General features: G+C 28.5%; 12 protein-coding genes and 1 pseudogene. 10 read left to right on the plus strand and 3 right to left on the minus strand.

Annotation, left to right across the window (positions count from 1 at the left end; translation table 11 throughout):
* Positions 1–22 precede the first annotated feature (22 nt).
* Positions 23–1,354 (minus strand): lipid II:glycine glycyltransferase FemX, encoded by a 1,332-nt coding sequence (locus tag KQI89_RS11860; protein ID WP_216457236.1) that lies wholly within the window; start codon positions 1,352–1,354, stop codon positions 23–25.
* Positions 1,355–2,038: 684 nt separating this feature from the next.
* On the opposite strand from KQI89_RS11860, the gene KQI89_RS11865 reads away from it, so the two are divergent.
* The 4 genes from KQI89_RS11865 to rsmI all read left to right on the plus strand — a co-directional run bounded on the left by KQI89_RS11865 (position 2,039) and on the right by rsmI (position 5,468).
* Positions 2,039–2,221: a hypothetical protein gene (locus tag KQI89_RS11865; protein ID WP_216457237.1), complete on the plus strand. Its 183-nt coding sequence runs from the start codon at positions 2,039–2,041 to the stop codon at positions 2,219–2,221.
* A gap of 184 nt (positions 2,222–2,405) precedes the next feature.
* Entirely contained in the window at positions 2,406–3,620 is a 1,215-nt protein-coding gene (locus KQI89_RS11870; RefSeq protein ID WP_216457238.1) for a C40 family peptidase, read from the plus strand.
* A gap of 234 nt (positions 3,621–3,854) precedes the next feature.
* Positions 3,855–4,619: a tRNA1(Val) (adenine(37)-N6)-methyltransferase gene (locus KQI89_RS11875; protein WP_216457239.1), complete on the plus strand. Its 765-nt coding sequence runs from the start codon at positions 3,855–3,857 to the stop codon at positions 4,617–4,619.
* A 15-nt stretch (positions 4,620–4,634) separates the two neighbouring features.
* The gene (gene rsmI / locus KQI89_RS11880; RefSeq protein WP_216457240.1) at positions 4,635–5,468 is read left to right on the plus strand and encodes a 16S rRNA (cytidine(1402)-2'-O)-methyltransferase; all 834 of its coding nucleotides are present in this window, start codon (positions 4,635–4,637) and stop codon (positions 5,466–5,468) included.
* A 38-nt stretch (positions 5,469–5,506) separates the two neighbouring features.
* Here rsmI and KQI89_RS11885 read toward each other — a convergent pair whose 3' ends face one another.
* The gene (locus KQI89_RS11885; protein ID WP_032122668.1) at positions 5,507–5,752 is read right to left on the minus strand and encodes an AbrB/MazE/SpoVT family DNA-binding domain-containing protein; all 246 of its coding nucleotides are present in this window, start codon (positions 5,750–5,752) and stop codon (positions 5,507–5,509) included.
* 631 nt (positions 5,753–6,383) lie between these two features.
* On the opposite strand from KQI89_RS11885, the gene fsa reads away from it, so the two are divergent.
* The 5 genes from fsa (at position 6,384) to KQI89_RS11910 (ending at position 13,925) form a co-directional block, all read left to right on the plus strand.
* Complete coding sequence (gene fsa / locus KQI89_RS11890; RefSeq protein WP_216457241.1) at positions 6,384–7,025, plus strand: fructose-6-phosphate aldolase; 642 nt, start codon at positions 6,384–6,386, stop codon at positions 7,023–7,025.
* Between the two features lie 434 nt (positions 7,026–7,459).
* A complete protein-coding gene (locus KQI89_RS11895; RefSeq protein ID WP_216457451.1) occupies positions 7,460–8,005 on the plus strand; it encodes a DUF1836 domain-containing protein in 546 nt (181 codons plus the stop codon).
* Between the two features lie 75 nt (positions 8,006–8,080).
* Complete coding sequence (locus tag KQI89_RS11900) at positions 8,081–8,230, plus strand: YvrJ family protein (RefSeq protein ID WP_216457242.1); 150 nt, start codon at positions 8,081–8,083, stop codon at positions 8,228–8,230.
* A gap of 1,108 nt (positions 8,231–9,338) precedes the next feature.
* Positions 9,339–11,396 (plus strand): methyl-accepting chemotaxis protein, encoded by a 2,058-nt coding sequence (locus tag KQI89_RS11905; protein ID WP_216457243.1) that lies wholly within the window; start codon positions 9,339–9,341, stop codon positions 11,394–11,396.
* A 486-nt stretch (positions 11,397–11,882) separates the two neighbouring features.
* Positions 11,883–13,925 (plus strand): methyl-accepting chemotaxis protein, encoded by a 2,043-nt coding sequence (locus KQI89_RS11910; RefSeq protein WP_246583104.1) that lies wholly within the window; start codon positions 11,883–11,885, stop codon positions 13,923–13,925.
* Positions 13,926–14,715: 790 nt separating this feature from the next.
* Here KQI89_RS11910 and KQI89_RS11915 read toward each other — a convergent pair.
* Positions 14,716–15,753, minus strand: coding sequence for an IS1595 family transposase (locus KQI89_RS11915; RefSeq protein WP_216457245.1), 1,038 nt, complete (start codon positions 15,751–15,753; stop codon positions 14,716–14,718).
* A 388-nt stretch (positions 15,754–16,141) separates the two neighbouring features.
* Between KQI89_RS11915 and KQI89_RS11920 the strand changes: the two are divergent.
* Positions 16,142–16,410: pseudogene (locus KQI89_RS11920) on the plus strand (IS1595 family transposase); the annotation flags it as partial.
* Positions 16,411–16,464 lie beyond the last annotated feature (54 nt).

Raw genomic sequence — 16,464 nt, forward strand, 5'->3', positions numbered from 1 at the left:
TTTATTACTTAGTTTAAGTTTATTACTTGTTTCTAAGTTTATTTCTTATTTCTTTAAATTTAGGGAAAATATATCTAAACATGCTGTATAAGCCTCTATTTATAACTAAATCAAATTCACCTAAGAATTCAACGAATTTACCATTGAAGCCTTTTTTAAATTTATATAATCCATATAGAGGATTTTCAGGACTTAAATCTCCAGATACCCCTCTAAAGTCATATAAATTGCATCCTAGATCTATACTATGGCAAATCATGGTATACTGCATTAAAAAGTTTGGCATAGCATCTCTTAAAAGATCATCAGAAGCACCATAAAGGTACCAAGCCTTACCACCATAATATAGGTATATAGCTCCAGATATGTAGAATTCTTTACCCTCATAAGGCTTTATATCTTCCATTCTATTTTTAAATCCTTCTATCTGTCTTTCAGCTTCTCTTAACTTGTTTTCATTATCTTGAAGTTTTTTATTAAGCTTTTCAATTTTAGCTTCATCTTCTTCAGATTGAAGATCTTTTTTTACTTCTTCTATTTTTGATAAAGCCCTAGTTTTTGTATCTTCTTGCTTTTTTAATTTATCGCTAAGTCTTTCAAAGTCCTTTTCATAACTATATTTTATCATATAGAGTCTACAATAAGGAGATAAGAGTTCTAACATGTCTCTAAAGTAGTCCTTATTTCTAATTATGAAATTATCTCTCTTACCTGTAACTACCATTATTTTATAAAATTCATCAAGAATCTCCTCAGTTAGATTAGATTTATCATAATACTCTGCAGATAAACCTCTATCTTCAGCAACCCTGATATTGTATCTTGTTTTACTAGAGAAATTTTTAAATACCTTCTTTTTTATAGCTTCTTTATCTTCATCTACAGGAAGGTCTAACCTAAATACAAAATTAGGCTGAATTCCTTCAAAATTAACAGAATCCTTATGCTCATAACCTAAGGTTTGTAAAAAGTTAGATATTTTTTCTCCACCTTCTACAATTTTTTCATCTTCCTTTAAATGAAGATCTGGATCTATGGTTATAAATGCGATTTTATTATTTTTAGCAAAATCCCTAAGATACTCTGTGAACTCTATAAGAAGCTCTTTATTAGTATAGTCACAGACAAATCCTCTAGGAGCATAACCAATATAGTGACTTGTATACGGAATCTTTCTTAAAATCATCATACAAGACAGAACCATGTTTCCATGAATATCATGACCTGCTATGTATCTAGGTACCCAATCTTTTTTTACATTACTCCATCCTGAGGTTTGAAATATATGACCCTTTTCATCAACCTTGCTAAAATCATCTATGTCCTTAGCTTTAACTTCTATAAAACTATACAATATATCCCATCTTCCTTTCCCATTAGCTTATAAGCATTAAGTTATACTAAATTTATTTTTAGAAATCTATGTAACAATTATAAGCTATCTTCATATACTAGATTAAGTATTATGATTTTTTGTTCAAACTAAGCTTAAAAGTAGCGAACTCTACTATATTTTATATTAAGCCTAGTTTCATTTCAAGAAGCTAAAACATAAGAATGAAAAATATTAATTAATTCATTCTTAGACTTACGTACTTATGTGTAGTTTGCTAATAGAATACATCCTTTCATTTGCCTTTCACAATTACTTATTTAAGAAACAGTATCTACTATATACAGAATAAGAGTTTTATAGATTTTACTATAAACATTATCTATTGAAATTAAGAATATAAATAAACATAAATGGATAGTAATGCTCAACTTCTATTTTAATAAGTGATGTTATTTAAGGAATATAAATAAACATACTTGGATAGTAATATAATACACAGCTGACTTATGTAAAAGAAAAAAAATGTGGATAACTTTTAGTTAAAAATAACTAAATAGGGGTTTATTCTTATAAATGTTAACAAATACTACAGAAGCACTAGAAAATATTTAAGAATAAATTAATAATGTTTACAAAAAATTAACAACATTGAAGTCTAAATTTTAAAATACACATTAATAAAAAAATGAAAGGAGAAGACTAATGAAGATGTATTTTCAAAATGAAAAGGTTTGCGCATCTTGTAAGTATTATGAAACAAGAAGGATAATAAATAGTAGTTGTATAGAGGTTTTAGAGATGATGGGGCGTTGCTCTTATAAAGATGGCTTTTTTAACATGAATACATTTAATATGTCTACATGTCCTTCATGGAAAAGGTTATAAATACTACAAAAGGTGATAGAGTTTAAAGTATAATATATATTAACATAGTGTCTTTGTGTACAGTCTGTAAAAATCTTCTTTTTGCTATTGTTACAGTTTTTTTTTTAGGATATAATAATCACAGTGATGTGAAAATGTTTTATGGGGGACTACTCCTAAATAAATTTGAGTTTAGAGGGTGGAGATGGTGAATAAAAAACTAATAGCGGCCTTTGTGGCAGTAGGAATTATCATGGGTTCTGGTGTACAAGCATTTGCGGACCCAATGACAGACGCTCAAAAAGCAGAAATGAAGCAACAGCAACAAGACTTTATGCAAGCAGAAGATAAATTAAACGAATTAGAAGTTCAACTTCAAAATTTGGACAGTGAAATAGGTGGGATATCAGCTAAGATTGATGACAATACAGCTAATATTGCATTAAAAGAAAGAGACATAAAAAAAATCCAAGCTGATATAGAGAAAGCTAAACAAGAGCTTAAAGAAAAACAGGATCTTTTTGATACAAGAATGAAAGCCATATATAAGAGTGGTTCTCCTGGATATTTAGAGCTTCTTATAAAAGCAGAAGGTTTTAGTGATTTAATTTCTAAGATTAAAGCTGTAGGTAAGTTAATGGACTTTGACAAAAAAATTATAGACGAGCTAGATGAAAAGAAAGCCGAGCTAGATAGCAAAAAGAAGTCACTAGATGAAGAAGTTAAAGCTTTAAGCGATTTAAAAGCAGAAAACGAAAAGAAATTAGCTGAAGTGAACGTTAAAAAGGCAGAACAAGAGAAATTAGTTAATAAGGCTAAAGAAGAAAGCAAGAAGATAAAAGTTGATCTTGCAGATAATGAAAGAAAGTTAATTTCTTTCCAAAAGAATATAATCAACAATTCAGGTAGTTCTACAGACGATATAAAAGGTGCTATTGCAGCCTTAAGAGAAATGAGAAAGAGTATAGTTGTTATCGATAAAGAAGTTGTTGATTTAATTGAAAAAGGTAAAGATATAGTTAAGAAAAAGGAAACAGCAGCAACTACTCCATCAAGAGGTGGATCATCAGGTGCTCCTGCATCAACTAACTCTATAGTAAACTATGCTTCTAGATTTATGGGGGTTCCATATTTATGGGGAGGAACTACGCCATCAGGATTTGACTGCTCAGGATTTACTTCTTATGTTTACGCAGCCTTTGGATATAGTATAGGAAGAGATACCTATGCTCAAATAGGTAGCGGTAGAGCTGTATCTTATGGTGAGCTTCAACCTGGAGATCTAGTATTTACAAATGGAGTTAATCACGTTGGAATATATGTAGGTGGAGGACAATATATCCATGCTCCACGTACAGGGGACAGAGTAAAAATATCTCCTATATACGGATTTAGTAGTGCTAGGAGAATTTTAAAATAGAACACAACCTATTAGGATAGAGATATATTTAAAACAAAAGTTATTAAAGCTTTCGGTATTTTGCCGAAAGCTTTTGTTTTGGTAAGGACAAGAAATTTTTAGATATTTAAGAGTTTTCATGCTTACTGTCACTATATTTGGTAAATCATACTTTACAATTATAACTTTAATAATTAAACTCTAAATAAGGCAGTAATAATTATTTTCTACATTAAGGAGTGAATTTAGTAATTTATGATAGATAATTATAAAGATTATATAATGAAAGAAGAAACATTAGATGATCTTCAAGTTAAAGGAATACATATAATACAAAAGGCTGAAGGTTTCAGATTCGGCGTGGATGCAGTTCTTTTAGCAAACTTTGCAAAGGTTAAGAGAAATAACAAGGTTATGGATCTTTGTAGTGGTACGGGAATAATACCATTTTTGATTGCAGGAAAAACAGAAGCTTCATATATTAGTGGCCTTGAGATACAAGAAGATATGGTGGAAATGGCAGAAAGGACTATAAAGATAAATAATCTTAAAGATAAAATGGATTTTAAGGTTGGAGATCTAAAAGACTTGAAGCTTTTAAAGTCTCTTGATAAAGTGGATGTACTTACAGTAAACCCTCCCTATAAGCTTTATAAGGCTGGAATTTTGAATCCTAAGGATAAGAAGGCTATAGCAAGGCATGAAGTCTGTTGTAATCTAGAAGATGTTATAATAGCCTCTAGAGTGCTTTTAAAGGATAATGGAAGGATGTTTATGGTACATAGACCTGAAAGGCTGGCAGATATTTTATGTCTTATGAGAAAACATAGAATAGAACCTAAAACCATAAGGCTTGTACATCCTAATAGTAAAAAGCCACCTAACATAGTTTTAGTAGAAGGTCAAAGGGACGGAGGAGCATTTTTGAAATTTGAATCACCCTTATATGTTTATGATGATGAGGGAAATTATAGTGAAGAGATAAAAAGTATATATGGAAAGTCCTATGAGGATAAATAAAAAGGGGGCATATTCATGGCTAAACTTTATGTAGTGCCAACACCTATAGGAAATTTAAAGGATATAACCTTAAGAGCTTTAGAAGCCTTAAATGGAGCTGATATAATTGCAGCAGAGGATACTAGACAGACTTTAAAGCTTTTAAACCACTTTAATATTAAAAAGCCACTTATAAGCTATCACAAGCATAATGAGCAGTTTAAAAGTGATGAATTATTAAATAGAATAAAGCAAGGAGAAGATATAGCCCTTGTAAGCGATGCTGGAACACCTGGTATTTCAGATCCTGGAAGTGTGATAATTCAAAAGTGTATAAAAGAATCCATAGAAATTGAAGTTTTACCTGGTGCTACAGCTTTAATTACTGCTATGGTTTATTCAGGGTTAGATTCAACTAAGTTTCTATTTAGAGGGTTTTTACCTAGAGAAAATAAAGAAAAAAGGATTTTGCTAGAGGATTTAAAGGACAGACAAGAGACTCTTATATTTTATGAGGCGCCTCATAGATTAAAAGATACATTAATGATTATAAGAGATAACTTAGGAAATAGAAAAGTAGCACTTTGTAGAGAGCTTACAAAGCTTCATGAAGAGATTTTAAGATATACCTTAGAAGAAGCTATAGATCATTACGAAAAGATTAATCCACGAGGGGAATATGTGCTTTTAATAGAGGGGAAAAGTGAAGAGGAGATTATAAAAGAAAAGGAAAGCACTTGGATAGACATTACTATAGAAGAGCATATAGATAGATACATAGATCAGGGATTAACCAAAAAAGAAGCTATAAAAAAGGTAGCTAAGGATAGAGGTATGCCTAAGTCAGAAGTTTATAAATATACAATATAAAAAAGAGACGACAGGGTCGTCTCTTTTATTATAAGAAATTATTTTTCATTTTTAATTTCTTGTAAACAGTTTTTGCAAATATTTTTTCCTTTGTGGTTTATAACGTCTCTAGCGTCACCACAGAAAATACAAGCTGGCTCATATTTCTTTAATATGATTTGCTCACCATCTACATATATTTCTAAAGCGTCCTTTTCAGCTATGTCTAAAGTTCTTCTAAGTTCTATAGGAATAACTATTCTTCCTAGTTCATCCACTCTTCTAACAACACCTGTTGATTTCATAATATGCTCCTCCTTTTTACATGTTTCGACATTTTCTACTTAAATAATAGCAAAAATGTAACTTAAAGTCAACTATTCAGAAGAATTTTTTTTGATTAATTACAAATTTCTTACTGAATTTCATCTCAAAGTTAATATACTACCATATTATTGAAATGTCAAGTAGTTTATTGTAAAATATAGCAAAACATGAAGTCCACTTTAAAGCTTGCTATATAAAGGATTATACCCAATTTTTAATTTTTATTAACAAAAAACTTTCATAAACTTAAAAAAAAATTTTTATTTTTTTAAACATATGGTAAATAACGTGAAGAGTTTTTTTTCTATTGAAAAAACTAATACTATCAATAGAAAAAGGATATAATTGTATTAAAATCAATATAAAAGCATATTAAAAAGGTAAAAAATATTAATTAAATATAAGAAAATTTTATAAAATTTAATTTTGCGATAAAAAAGTGTGAATTTATGTTAATAGGTAAAGGTTTTCTACATTGTAAAATCATGATACTTTATGATATAATTAATAGAAGAAAAGCTTTACAGATGAAATCTATTTTTAATTAATATATTTTAAGAGTAGTTCATCTAAATTAATAAAAATCAATAAGAATAAGGAGGAATATACATGAAATTTTTTATTGACACTGCCAATGTAGAAGAAATAAGGAAAGCAGCAGAACTTGGAGTAATCGATGGTGTTACTACAAATCCGTCTTTGATAGCAAAGGAAGGAAGAGACCTTAAAGAAGTTATTGAAGAGATATGTTCTATAGTAGATGGTCCTATAAGTGCAGAGGTTATAAGCCTTCAAGCAGATAAGATGATTGAAGAAGCAAAAGAATTAATAAAATTACATAAAAATATAGTTATTAAAATCCCAATGTGTGCTGAAGGTCTAAAAGCTGTAAGCGCTTTATCAAAAAAAGGGATAAAAACAAATGTTACTTTAATATTCTCAGCTCAACAAGCACTATTAGCGGCAAAGGCAGGAGCTACATATGTTAGTCCTTTCTTAGGAAGATTAGATGACATAGGTAATGGTGGACTTCCAATAATAGAAGATATTGTAGAGATATTTGACTTTTATGGAATAGAAACTGAGGTTATAGCAGCAAGTATAAGGACTCCAATGCACGTATTAGATTGTGCTAAAGTAGGTTCTCATATAGCTACAATACCTTATAAGGTTATAACTCAGATGATAGGTCATCCTTTAACAGATGCAGGAATTAAAAAATTCTTAGAAGATTATGAAGGAATGAAATAATATTTTATAAAATAACAGTGAGTAGTGAAGCTTCTTAAAGTTATACTTTAGGAAGCTTCACTATTTTGCTTTAATGTATATAAGGGTAATGCTCTAATACAGCATATGAAAGGGCTTACAAGAAAGTTTTATTAAGCAATAGGTATAATGAAATTTTATTTCCTATAAAGAGAGATAATAGAAACTGAAACTAAAGGAATTGGATAGAATAGTATTGTCATCCATTAAAGTACTTTTTAGTTGGAAATTAAACCTTGTAATAGGTTTATATATACCGTATAATATTATTAAAGAATTATTTTATAATTAATGCAAAAGATAATGTTAAATAAATAGTATTAAAAAGTTGTTTTAAGATAATATTACTAAGGAGGTGCCTTTTATTGGAGGATAAAAATTTTGATATTAATTATGTAGCGGGACTTGCTGAAGAGATGTCTATGGGAAATTTAGTACCCTATGAGGACTTGCCAAAGTATGATCTCTTTTTATCACAAGTTATTGATTATTTAAATGATAAGTTTACTGAGGAAAAGTATACTAATAACATAGTTCAAAATTATATTAAAAGTGAGGTAATTTCAAAACCAGAGGATAGCAAAAAGAGAGGTTATACAAAACTTCATCTTGCACAACTTGTGCTGTTAAGCTATATGAGACCAGTTTTAACAACTGAAGAGATAAGAAAGGTTTTTAGATTAGCCTTTAATGATATAAATGATAGAAGTGATGATATAATCTCCTGGGAAAATGCCTATAAGATTTTTTCAGATATACAAAAGGATAGTTTTCAAGACTTTTTGACAGATCATAAGTTTTTTGATGAAGATAAGCTAAACACAATAATTGAAGATCTTAAATTAAAAGATAAAGATGAAGAAAAAATAAAGATATTTATAATAGTTATGACTTTAATAGCTCAAGCCAGTGTTATAAAAAAACTTGTGCAAAAAATTGTAAGTGACTATCATGACGAATAAAATAAGTTTTATACTAAAACTTAATAGAAATATATAAAATCTTGCATATTTATTTATTGAGGGGAGATGATAAATATGGAAGGTTTTATTTCTTTAATAGGTAATGTAGGATTTCCTATAGCAATATCTCTATATTTACTTATAAGAATTGAAGGGAAACTAGAGAGCCTAACCACAAGTATAAACACCTTATCCACAGCAGTAAATAATTTTTTTGAAAAATAGTAGGATTGTAACTGGCAGTTATGACGCAAAAAGGCTTTTGAATTCATTAGTTTGAAATTCAAAAGCCTAGATTTTTATGCCTAAAACTTTACCTAAAGGAACGTACCTATTTTATAAAGTAATAAGATAGATTAATAAACGTACCTATTTCATAAAGTAATAAGACGGATTAATAAAACATATAAGATTTATATCTAATTGCAGGACGAATTGTCTGCACCTTGAAGTATTACATTAAAGTTATCTCCAAAGATCCCTTTAGTGTGAACTATTTTGGCATCATCAAATAAGAATGAAAATTCTTTATCTGCTACAATTTTTATTCCATTTTCAATGTGAATATCGTCTTCTGACTTTTGTTCATCCAGAACAACTCCAAAACTAGGGCCACCTCAGCCAAAACCTTTTATAACGATTCTAACTGAATCCTTTCCTTTATTATCTAAAGACTTTTTTAAAGCATCTATTGTATCATTGCTTATTGAAAATTTCATTACATGACCTCCTTATAAAAGTAGTTCTTATTTTAGTTTTATCTTTATTCAAAAATTTATTAATAGAAATGTAATTGTAATATAAGATAAATTAACTTTAAACTGCTTAAATAATATAGAAGTTTTGTATTTAAAAAATCCTATATAACAAAAGCACACTACCCCTCGGGGGTATTATAGAAATATTATATAGCCTTATTATTTTTATGTCAAATGGTTTTATTACTTTTTAAGCTGTACCTATACTGATTTGTTAAAAATATCAGTATAATATATCAAAAAATGCTATACAGTAGAATACGTATACAAATTTATAAAAATAATGAGCAAATTTTTTATTTTAATACAAAATTAGAGTGAAATAAAGATTTTTTTAAAATAAATTATAATAAACTATAAAAAAATATTAAAAACTACGATAATAAAATAAGTTACTATTTTGTAATCCTTATTTTTTAACATTAAATATAATATGGTTAGCATAATGAAAATTTTTTATTAAATTCTTTAAAGAGATTTTGAACAATAACTATTAAATTAAATAAAGTTAAATTAATGGTGTGTTAAAATAAGCAGTAAAAAAAGCACATTAAGTTAAAAGTAGGAGGGAAAATATGGAGGAGAAGCAAGTGAATAATAAATTAAAAAAACATAAACATCCAAAGAAAGGTAAAACTATTAGAAGTCAAATTACAGCCATACTATTAATAGTAGCTCTTATACCTGTTATAGGACTATCCATTGGTAATGCCTACTCACTAAAATCAACAGTAAGCAAAAATTTTAATGAGGTAGTATCTCAAAGTTTGAGTAAGATAGGTCAAATTATTAATGAAAGCTATAGAGGAAATATGTCTTCTGTAGAATATATAGCAAAGAGCTCTGATATTAAAAAGATTAATACAAGCGAAGAAGCAAAAAAAGATCTTAAAGCAAATTTAGATAATTTCATTGAGACACACAAAGATACTACTAGCATTTACTTAGGAAAAGAATTAGATGGATCATTGATTAGTTCTCTTAAGGAAGATTTAACGTTAAATTATGATGCTAGAAAAAGATTGTGGTATCAAGATGCTATAAAAGCAGGAGATAATATGGCAATATCAAAGCCTTATGAAGATGCTACCACTAAAGAGATGGTATTAACTTTTTCAAAGGCAGTAAAAGATGATAATGGACAGCTTTTAGGGGTTTTGGCAGCAGATGTTAAATTAAGCAAAATAACAGAGTTGGTACAAGCTATAAGCATAGGTAAAAATGGCTATGCCACAGTTATTGATGAATCAGGTAGAATTATTGCACATAAAGACAAGGCAGTTACAGGAAAAGGTAAAGATGAGTTACCTTGGATAGAAAAGGTGATGAGCTTTGAAGATTTAGCTCCATCACCTATAGAAGTAGATGGAAAAAACTTCATAGGCTTTAAAACTACAGATAAAGCATCAGGCTCTGTAATAGTAGCTTTTATACAGCAAAGTGAAATTACATCATTAGTATTTTATGAAATGATATTACCAATTATAATATTTGGTGCATCCATTATCTTAATAATTTTATTTGCAACTTGGTTTTCATCTAGGATGGAAAAACCAATGAAAGAAGTTGTAAGTATATTGGATAAGGTAAAGGGAGGAGACTTTACTGAAAAAGCAGAAGTCAAAGACTATTACAATTTTGAAACTAAAAGTATGGTAATAGCCATGAACTCAGTAATAGACGATATGAATGATCTCTTAAAGGGAGTAAAAGAAACTACAACAAAAGTAAAAGAATCCTCAGAAACCTTGTTTATCATAACAAAGGAATCTACAAATGTGGGAGAAGAGGTAGCTAGAGCTGTAGGAGAAATAGCAGAAGGGGCTACAAAGCAAGCAGCAGAGTTAAATAAAAGTGTAAATATTTCTGGGGATTTAGGAGAAGAAGTTAGCCAATCCTTAAAAAATGCTTCAGCTATGTTAGAAGGATCTAAGGTAGTTAAAAAGGCATCAGAAGAAGGGCAAAAAGCTATAATAGATTTAAAAAATGCTTACATGGAAAATGAAAAAGCATCTCTTGAAGTATCCTCAAAAGTTGATAAGGTGGCAGAAAGCTCCAATCAAATAAGCACAATAACAGACAGCATAAAAGCCATTACGGAACAGACAAATTTACTTGCACTAAATGCTTCTATCGAAGCTGCTAGAGCTGGAGAGGCAGGAAGAGGATTTGCTGTAGTAGCTGAAGAAGTTAGAACCTTAGCCGAAGAGTCAGGGAAGTTTGCAGAAGAAATATCAAAAGTAGTTAATACCATAAAAGAAGATGTTAATCAGCTATATGAAAAAACTGAGTTTACAAAAGAACTTAACAATAAGACAGGGCAAAGTGTTCAGATTACTACAGAAAAATTTGATTACATAGTAGATAAAGTAAATGAACTAGAAAACTATGTTAAGTACGTGGACGAGTCCCTTCATTCTATAAATTCAAGTAAAGATATAGTGGTAGGCAAAATTTCAGAGGTAGCAATAGTATCAGAAGAAACAGCAGCAACAACAGAAGAGGTAAGCGCATCATCAGAAGAACAATCCTCAGGACTTCAAGAGATAGCAAATGAGGCAGATACTTTAAATAACTATTCTGAAAGGTTAAGTGAGCTTATAAAAAGATTTAAAGTAGAAAAGGATATTTAATTAATAAGATATATTCAAATTTTATAAAAACAAACTGTAATGTAGATTAATCTCATCTACATTACAGTTTGTTTTTTTATTTTAAAATTAATTAACTTTATAGAATTTTAAGATAAAATATTAAATTGTAATAGACTTTTAAAGTATTGAACAGCAATAAACTGTATATAGTTTTAGGGTAAAGTATTGAAAAGAAATAGGCTTTATATAGTTTTAACGTAAAATACTAAAAAACAATTGACTTTATGGAATTTTAACATAAAATATTATTAGTAACATTAGAGAATTTGTTAATTTTTTATATTCTGTAAAAATTTAAATAAAAACATGGTATAATAATTATAGAAAATAATACAATGAAATAATTTCAGATTTACATAATTAAGCAAATTAATTAAGAGATAAAACTAAGGCTATTAAAAGTTATGGTCTTATTTTTATTGCATTTGATTATATATTAAAGGATTAGGGGGATTGATGGTGGAAATGAATTCAGAAAAATATAATGAGGATAAGAAAAAATCCGGTAAATTAAAAAAAGTAAAGAGCTTAAGAAGAGAATTAACCACACTAATGCTTGTAGTATCATTACTACCTATTATAGGTATAGTATCAGCTAATCTATATTCATTAACTTCCACTATAAAAGAAAACTTCGGAGATATAGTAGAGCAAAGCTTAGGGAAAGTTGGACAAGTTTTATTAGAAAGTTCCAAAAGGAACTCTGATTCTGTTAAGTATCTTTCGCAAGATCCAGATATTAAAGACGTAATAAATAATCCTCAATCAAAAGAAAACTTCACTAGAAATCTAAGTTCCTTTATTAATACTAATAGTGATGTATGTAACGTTTTTATTGCATATGATGAAGGAACCTTTATAGCAGAACCTAATCCTGTTCTACCAGAAGGATTTGATGCAAGAACAAGAGAATGGTATAAAGAGTCAGTTAATTCTAGTGACAAGGTAGTTATGTCAAAGCCTTACATAGATGCAGCTACAAAAGAGACTATAATAACTTATTCAAAAGCAATAAAAGATAGTACAGGAAAAAACAATGCAGTTTTAGGAATAGATGTAAAGTTAAGCAAAGTAACAGATTTAATTTCAAATATAACCATAGGAAAGAATGGATATGTAGCTGTTTTAGATAATAACGGAACAATTATAGCTCATGGAAATAAAACCTCCATGGGAAAAACAAAAAAAGAAGAGCCTTGGATAGAAGAGGTTATGAAATATGAAGATTTAAAACCTACACCTATAGATATAGCAGGAGAAAAGCAAATAGCCTTTAAGGTTAAAGATGCTGAAACAGGCTTTATAATTGTTGGATTTATCTATCAAAGTGAACTAAATACATTGATACTTAAAGAAGTAACTTTGCCACTTATAATATTTGCAGTTTTTGTTGTAATAATAATTATAGCAGCAGCCATATACTCTAAAAAAGTTCAAAAACCTATACTAGAAATGGTAGCTATACTAGATAAAATTAAAGAAGGGGACTTCACAGAAAAAGCAGAAATGAAAAAGGGTTATAACAGAGAAATACAGAGTGTAGTCATGGGACTAAATTCTGTTATAGATGATATGACAGAATTACTTAAAGGGGTAAAGAACACTACTGAAAAAGTTAGAGAAGCCTCAGATTCTTTGTTTACCATAACAAAAGAAGCCACAGAAGTTGGAGAGGAAGTAGCTAGAGCGGTAGAACAAATTGCAGAAGGAGCTACAAGTCAGGCTCAGCAGTTAAATGAAAGTGTAAGTGTTGCCGAATCACTAGGAGATGAGGTTAATAAGTCCTTAAATCGTGCTACAGAAATGTTAGAAGCCTCAAAGGGAGTTAAAGTAGCTTCAGAAGAAGGTAGTAAAGCCATTATAGATCTTAAAAATGCTTATATTAAAAATGAAGAAGCTTCAAAGGAAGTATCTGAAAAAGTTGATCAAGTAGCAGAAAGTTCAAATCAAATAAGCAGTATTACAGAAACTATAAAAGCTATAACAGATCAAACAAATCTATTGGCCTTAAATGCTTCTATTGAAGCTGCAAGAGCTGGAGAGGCAGGGAAAGGTTTTACTGTGGTAGCAGAAGAAGTTAGAAAGCTAGCAGAAGAATCATCAAAATCTGCAGAAGAAATTGAAAAAGTAATAGAAACAATAAAATCCAATGTTAAAGATCTTTACTCAAAGACAGAATTTACAAAGGAATTAAATTTAGAAACAGGAGAAAGCATAAATATAACCACAGAAAAATTCAAATTTATACTAGATAGAATAGAAGAACTAGAAAAAAATGTAGAAGCCGTAAATGTGGAATTAAACTTAGTTCATTCAAGCAAAGATGTGGTAGTAGAAAATATTTCAGAAGTAGCTACAGTATCAGAAGAAACAGCAGCAACAACAGAAGAGGTAAGCGCATCATCAGAAGAACAAGCTTCAGGGCTCCATGAAATAGCAAATCAAGCAGAAATCTTAAACAACTATGCAGAAGGACTAGAAGAGTTAATAGAAAAGTTTAAAGTCTAAATGTAAATAAATATGAAAGCTTCACAAAATCCAGTTTTTGAGAAGCATAGAATATATACAAAAGCCAAATTCTCAACATGAGAATTTGGCTTTTAAAATATAGTACTAAACTTTAAAAATTATACAGTCTAAATTAAATACCATAAAAAGATAAATTAAAATAAAAAAAGTACGCTTTTAGGTAAACAATGAGCTAAACAATATTTAAGATATACTAAGTAATATTTAATATATACTAAGTGATATTTAAGATGTTTTTAGTAATGTTTAAGATACACTAAGTAATATTTAATATGTCTTTAGTAATGTTTAAGATTGTTTAAGATATACCAAGTAATGGTTAAAATCTCCTCAGGCAATTGATGTAAAAAAAGATATAATGCTATGTCACAATTAAAAGGTGTTAAGACACATTAAATAAATTTAAGAAGAATTAGCAAAAAACAATAAAAAAAGTATTGGCTTATAATTATATGTATATTAGAAAACTTCAACTTTAAGTATTAAAAGTTATTAAGAGATGCTAAAAAAGAGAGGCTTGTCTCTAGAATAATGTATTAAAACACAAATGATATAAAATATATAATAAAAATTTATATCTTATAACCCCTACAATAAATTAGGATAAATATATAAGCTATATAAAATTATATCTAATATATAGGATCCAATCTACTAGATTCAATATATAAGATTATATATGAGATTATATATGAGATACAATATATGAAATACAATATATAAGATGCAATATATGAGATTCAATATATGGATTCAATTATATGAGATCTTATATGGTGACTAAAGAGTGTACTTTTCTAAAATCTTCAACTCTTAATTCTTTTTCAGCTGAATATAATAAAAAGAAAAAATCCACTATTTTGTAAATAGGGTTTTTTGTTGTGGTTACCTTAAACCATTTAAACCAAGTTAAATAGTGGTTCATGTACTTTGTAGATACACCTTTAAATATTTTTAAAAAGCTTTTAAATTCCAAACCAAGGAGCTTTGCATTTATATTGCTATATGAATTATTTTCTGATTTAAATCTTCCATTAGAAGTGTAAATTTTTAAATTTTGAAATTTAGCAAAACTGTTAAATCCAAAATTGGCATTAGTTAATAATATAGATCCTTTAGCTATTTTATCTTTAAGAAGGAAATGTATAACCTTAAAAGAAGATTTCCCCGTAGAGGCAGTCTTTAAAAAGAGGTTACCTTTACTATCTTTACAGCACATAATTGTAACCTTTTTAGTAAAAAAGTTTGTGTAATTATAAGCACCTCTTTTAAAGACCTCACGATTCATTATAAAGTCTTTATTTTTAGAATGGTTTCCCTTAAAACTTTCCCTTATTTTAACCTCATCTATTTCAACTTTTCCTTCAAGATTTTCTGGAATAATGAATTTTATAGCACTTAGAATTTTATGCCTCCAATGAAAGGCAGTATTTCTATGTATTTTTACAATATCAGCAGTTTTTCTTAAGGAATATCCTTTACACATACACTTTAAATATTGAATCCACTGAGTAACAGACTTTTTGCTATAACTCATTGGAGAATTTGTCATATTACAAAATACTTTAAAGCAGTTCTTGCACTTATATTTTTGTTTATTTGACCCATTTATGCCATAGCGAATTATTTTTGAATGGTTACAATGTGGACAAATTTTAATTTTATTAAAAGAATTATTTTTAACTATATCTATAAATTCCTTATCATTTACATTAGAATTTTGGTTACAAGTCAAGGACTTTAAATATGTTAGTTGTTCTGTATTTAAGGATTTCATGGCTTCAATTATAACTGGGTCATTAGTCACTAACCTCACTCCTTAAAATTACTCAGTTATCAATGTATTAAGCTGGTATTTATAACACTATAGTTCTTTAGAAATACTCTAGTGTCCATCTAGTGTTTAAATTTTTAGAACAGGTATTTATAACACTATAATTCTTTAGAAATACACAGGAATTACAAAATGAGGCTTATTTATAAGTAAAAGAAATACTCAATGCAACCTTCTATCTCAATATAATATCCTATCTAAAGTTATAGATTAATACATTAATAGTTACAGTATTGACACTTGAGTTAAAGTTTAAACAGTAAAAACTTTAATTTTAAATATAGGATATGTTTTAAATTAATATTGACAATTTATTACTTTCTAAAAATTAGGTTATAATATAGAAATAAGCAGTTTTGGAGCAGATGAAATATTTTTAGCCTATTCCTATAAAGGAACTAAGCCTAATAATATGCCTCGTCCTTCTAGGAATAGATGAAAAAAAAATTTAAAAAAAGAGGTAAGTAATGAACAAATATGTGTTGCTATAGCTCTTCATAGATAAAATAATTTAATTATAGAGTTACTATGTACAGGTAGAATGACTACGAAGAGTTAGAAAGATTATATAGTGGTCATATTGGGGAGGATAGCATATTTTGTACAGATAGTCATAAGCGTTATTTGCAATTACTGTATTAACTGTTTATAAATTATGTATAATAAAATGTATAAACTAAGGAA

It is taken from the genome of Clostridium simiarum, from assembly GCF_018919175.1.
Classification (GTDB): Bacteria; Bacillota; Clostridia; order Clostridiales; family Clostridiaceae; genus Clostridium_L; species Clostridium_L simiarum.

Excerpts from the sequence above, each read along its gene's own strand:
- KQI89_RS11875 (WP_216457239.1), top strand. The coding sequence starts at position 3,855 with ATGATAGATAATTATAAAGATTATATAATGAAAGAAGAAACATTAGAT.
- KQI89_RS11905 (WP_216457243.1), top strand. The coding sequence starts at position 9,339 with ATGGAGGAGAAGCAAGTGAATAATAAATTAAAAAAACATAAACATCCA.
- KQI89_RS11900 (WP_216457242.1), top strand. The coding sequence starts at position 8,081 with ATGGAAGGTTTTATTTCTTTAATAGGTAATGTAGGATTTCCTATAGCA.
- KQI89_RS11895 (WP_216457451.1), top strand. The coding sequence starts at position 7,460 with ATGTCTATGGGAAATTTAGTACCCTATGAGGACTTGCCAAAGTATGAT.
- KQI89_RS11870 (WP_216457238.1), top strand. The coding sequence starts at position 2,406 with ATGGTGAATAAAAAACTAATAGCGGCCTTTGTGGCAGTAGGAATTATC.
- KQI89_RS11885 (WP_032122668.1), bottom strand. The coding sequence starts at position 5,752 with ATGAAATCAACAGGTGTTGTTAGAAGAGTGGATGAACTAGGAAGAATA.
- KQI89_RS11865 (WP_216457237.1), top strand. The coding sequence starts at position 2,039 with ATGAAGATGTATTTTCAAAATGAAAAGGTTTGCGCATCTTGTAAGTAT.
- fsa (WP_216457241.1), top strand. The coding sequence starts at position 6,384 with ATGAAATTTTTTATTGACACTGCCAATGTAGAAGAAATAAGGAAAGCA.
- KQI89_RS11910 (WP_246583104.1), top strand. The coding sequence starts at position 11,883 with ATGAATTCAGAAAAATATAATGAGGATAAGAAAAAATCCGGTAAATTA.
- rsmI (WP_216457240.1), top strand. The coding sequence starts at position 4,635 with ATGGCTAAACTTTATGTAGTGCCAACACCTATAGGAAATTTAAAGGAT.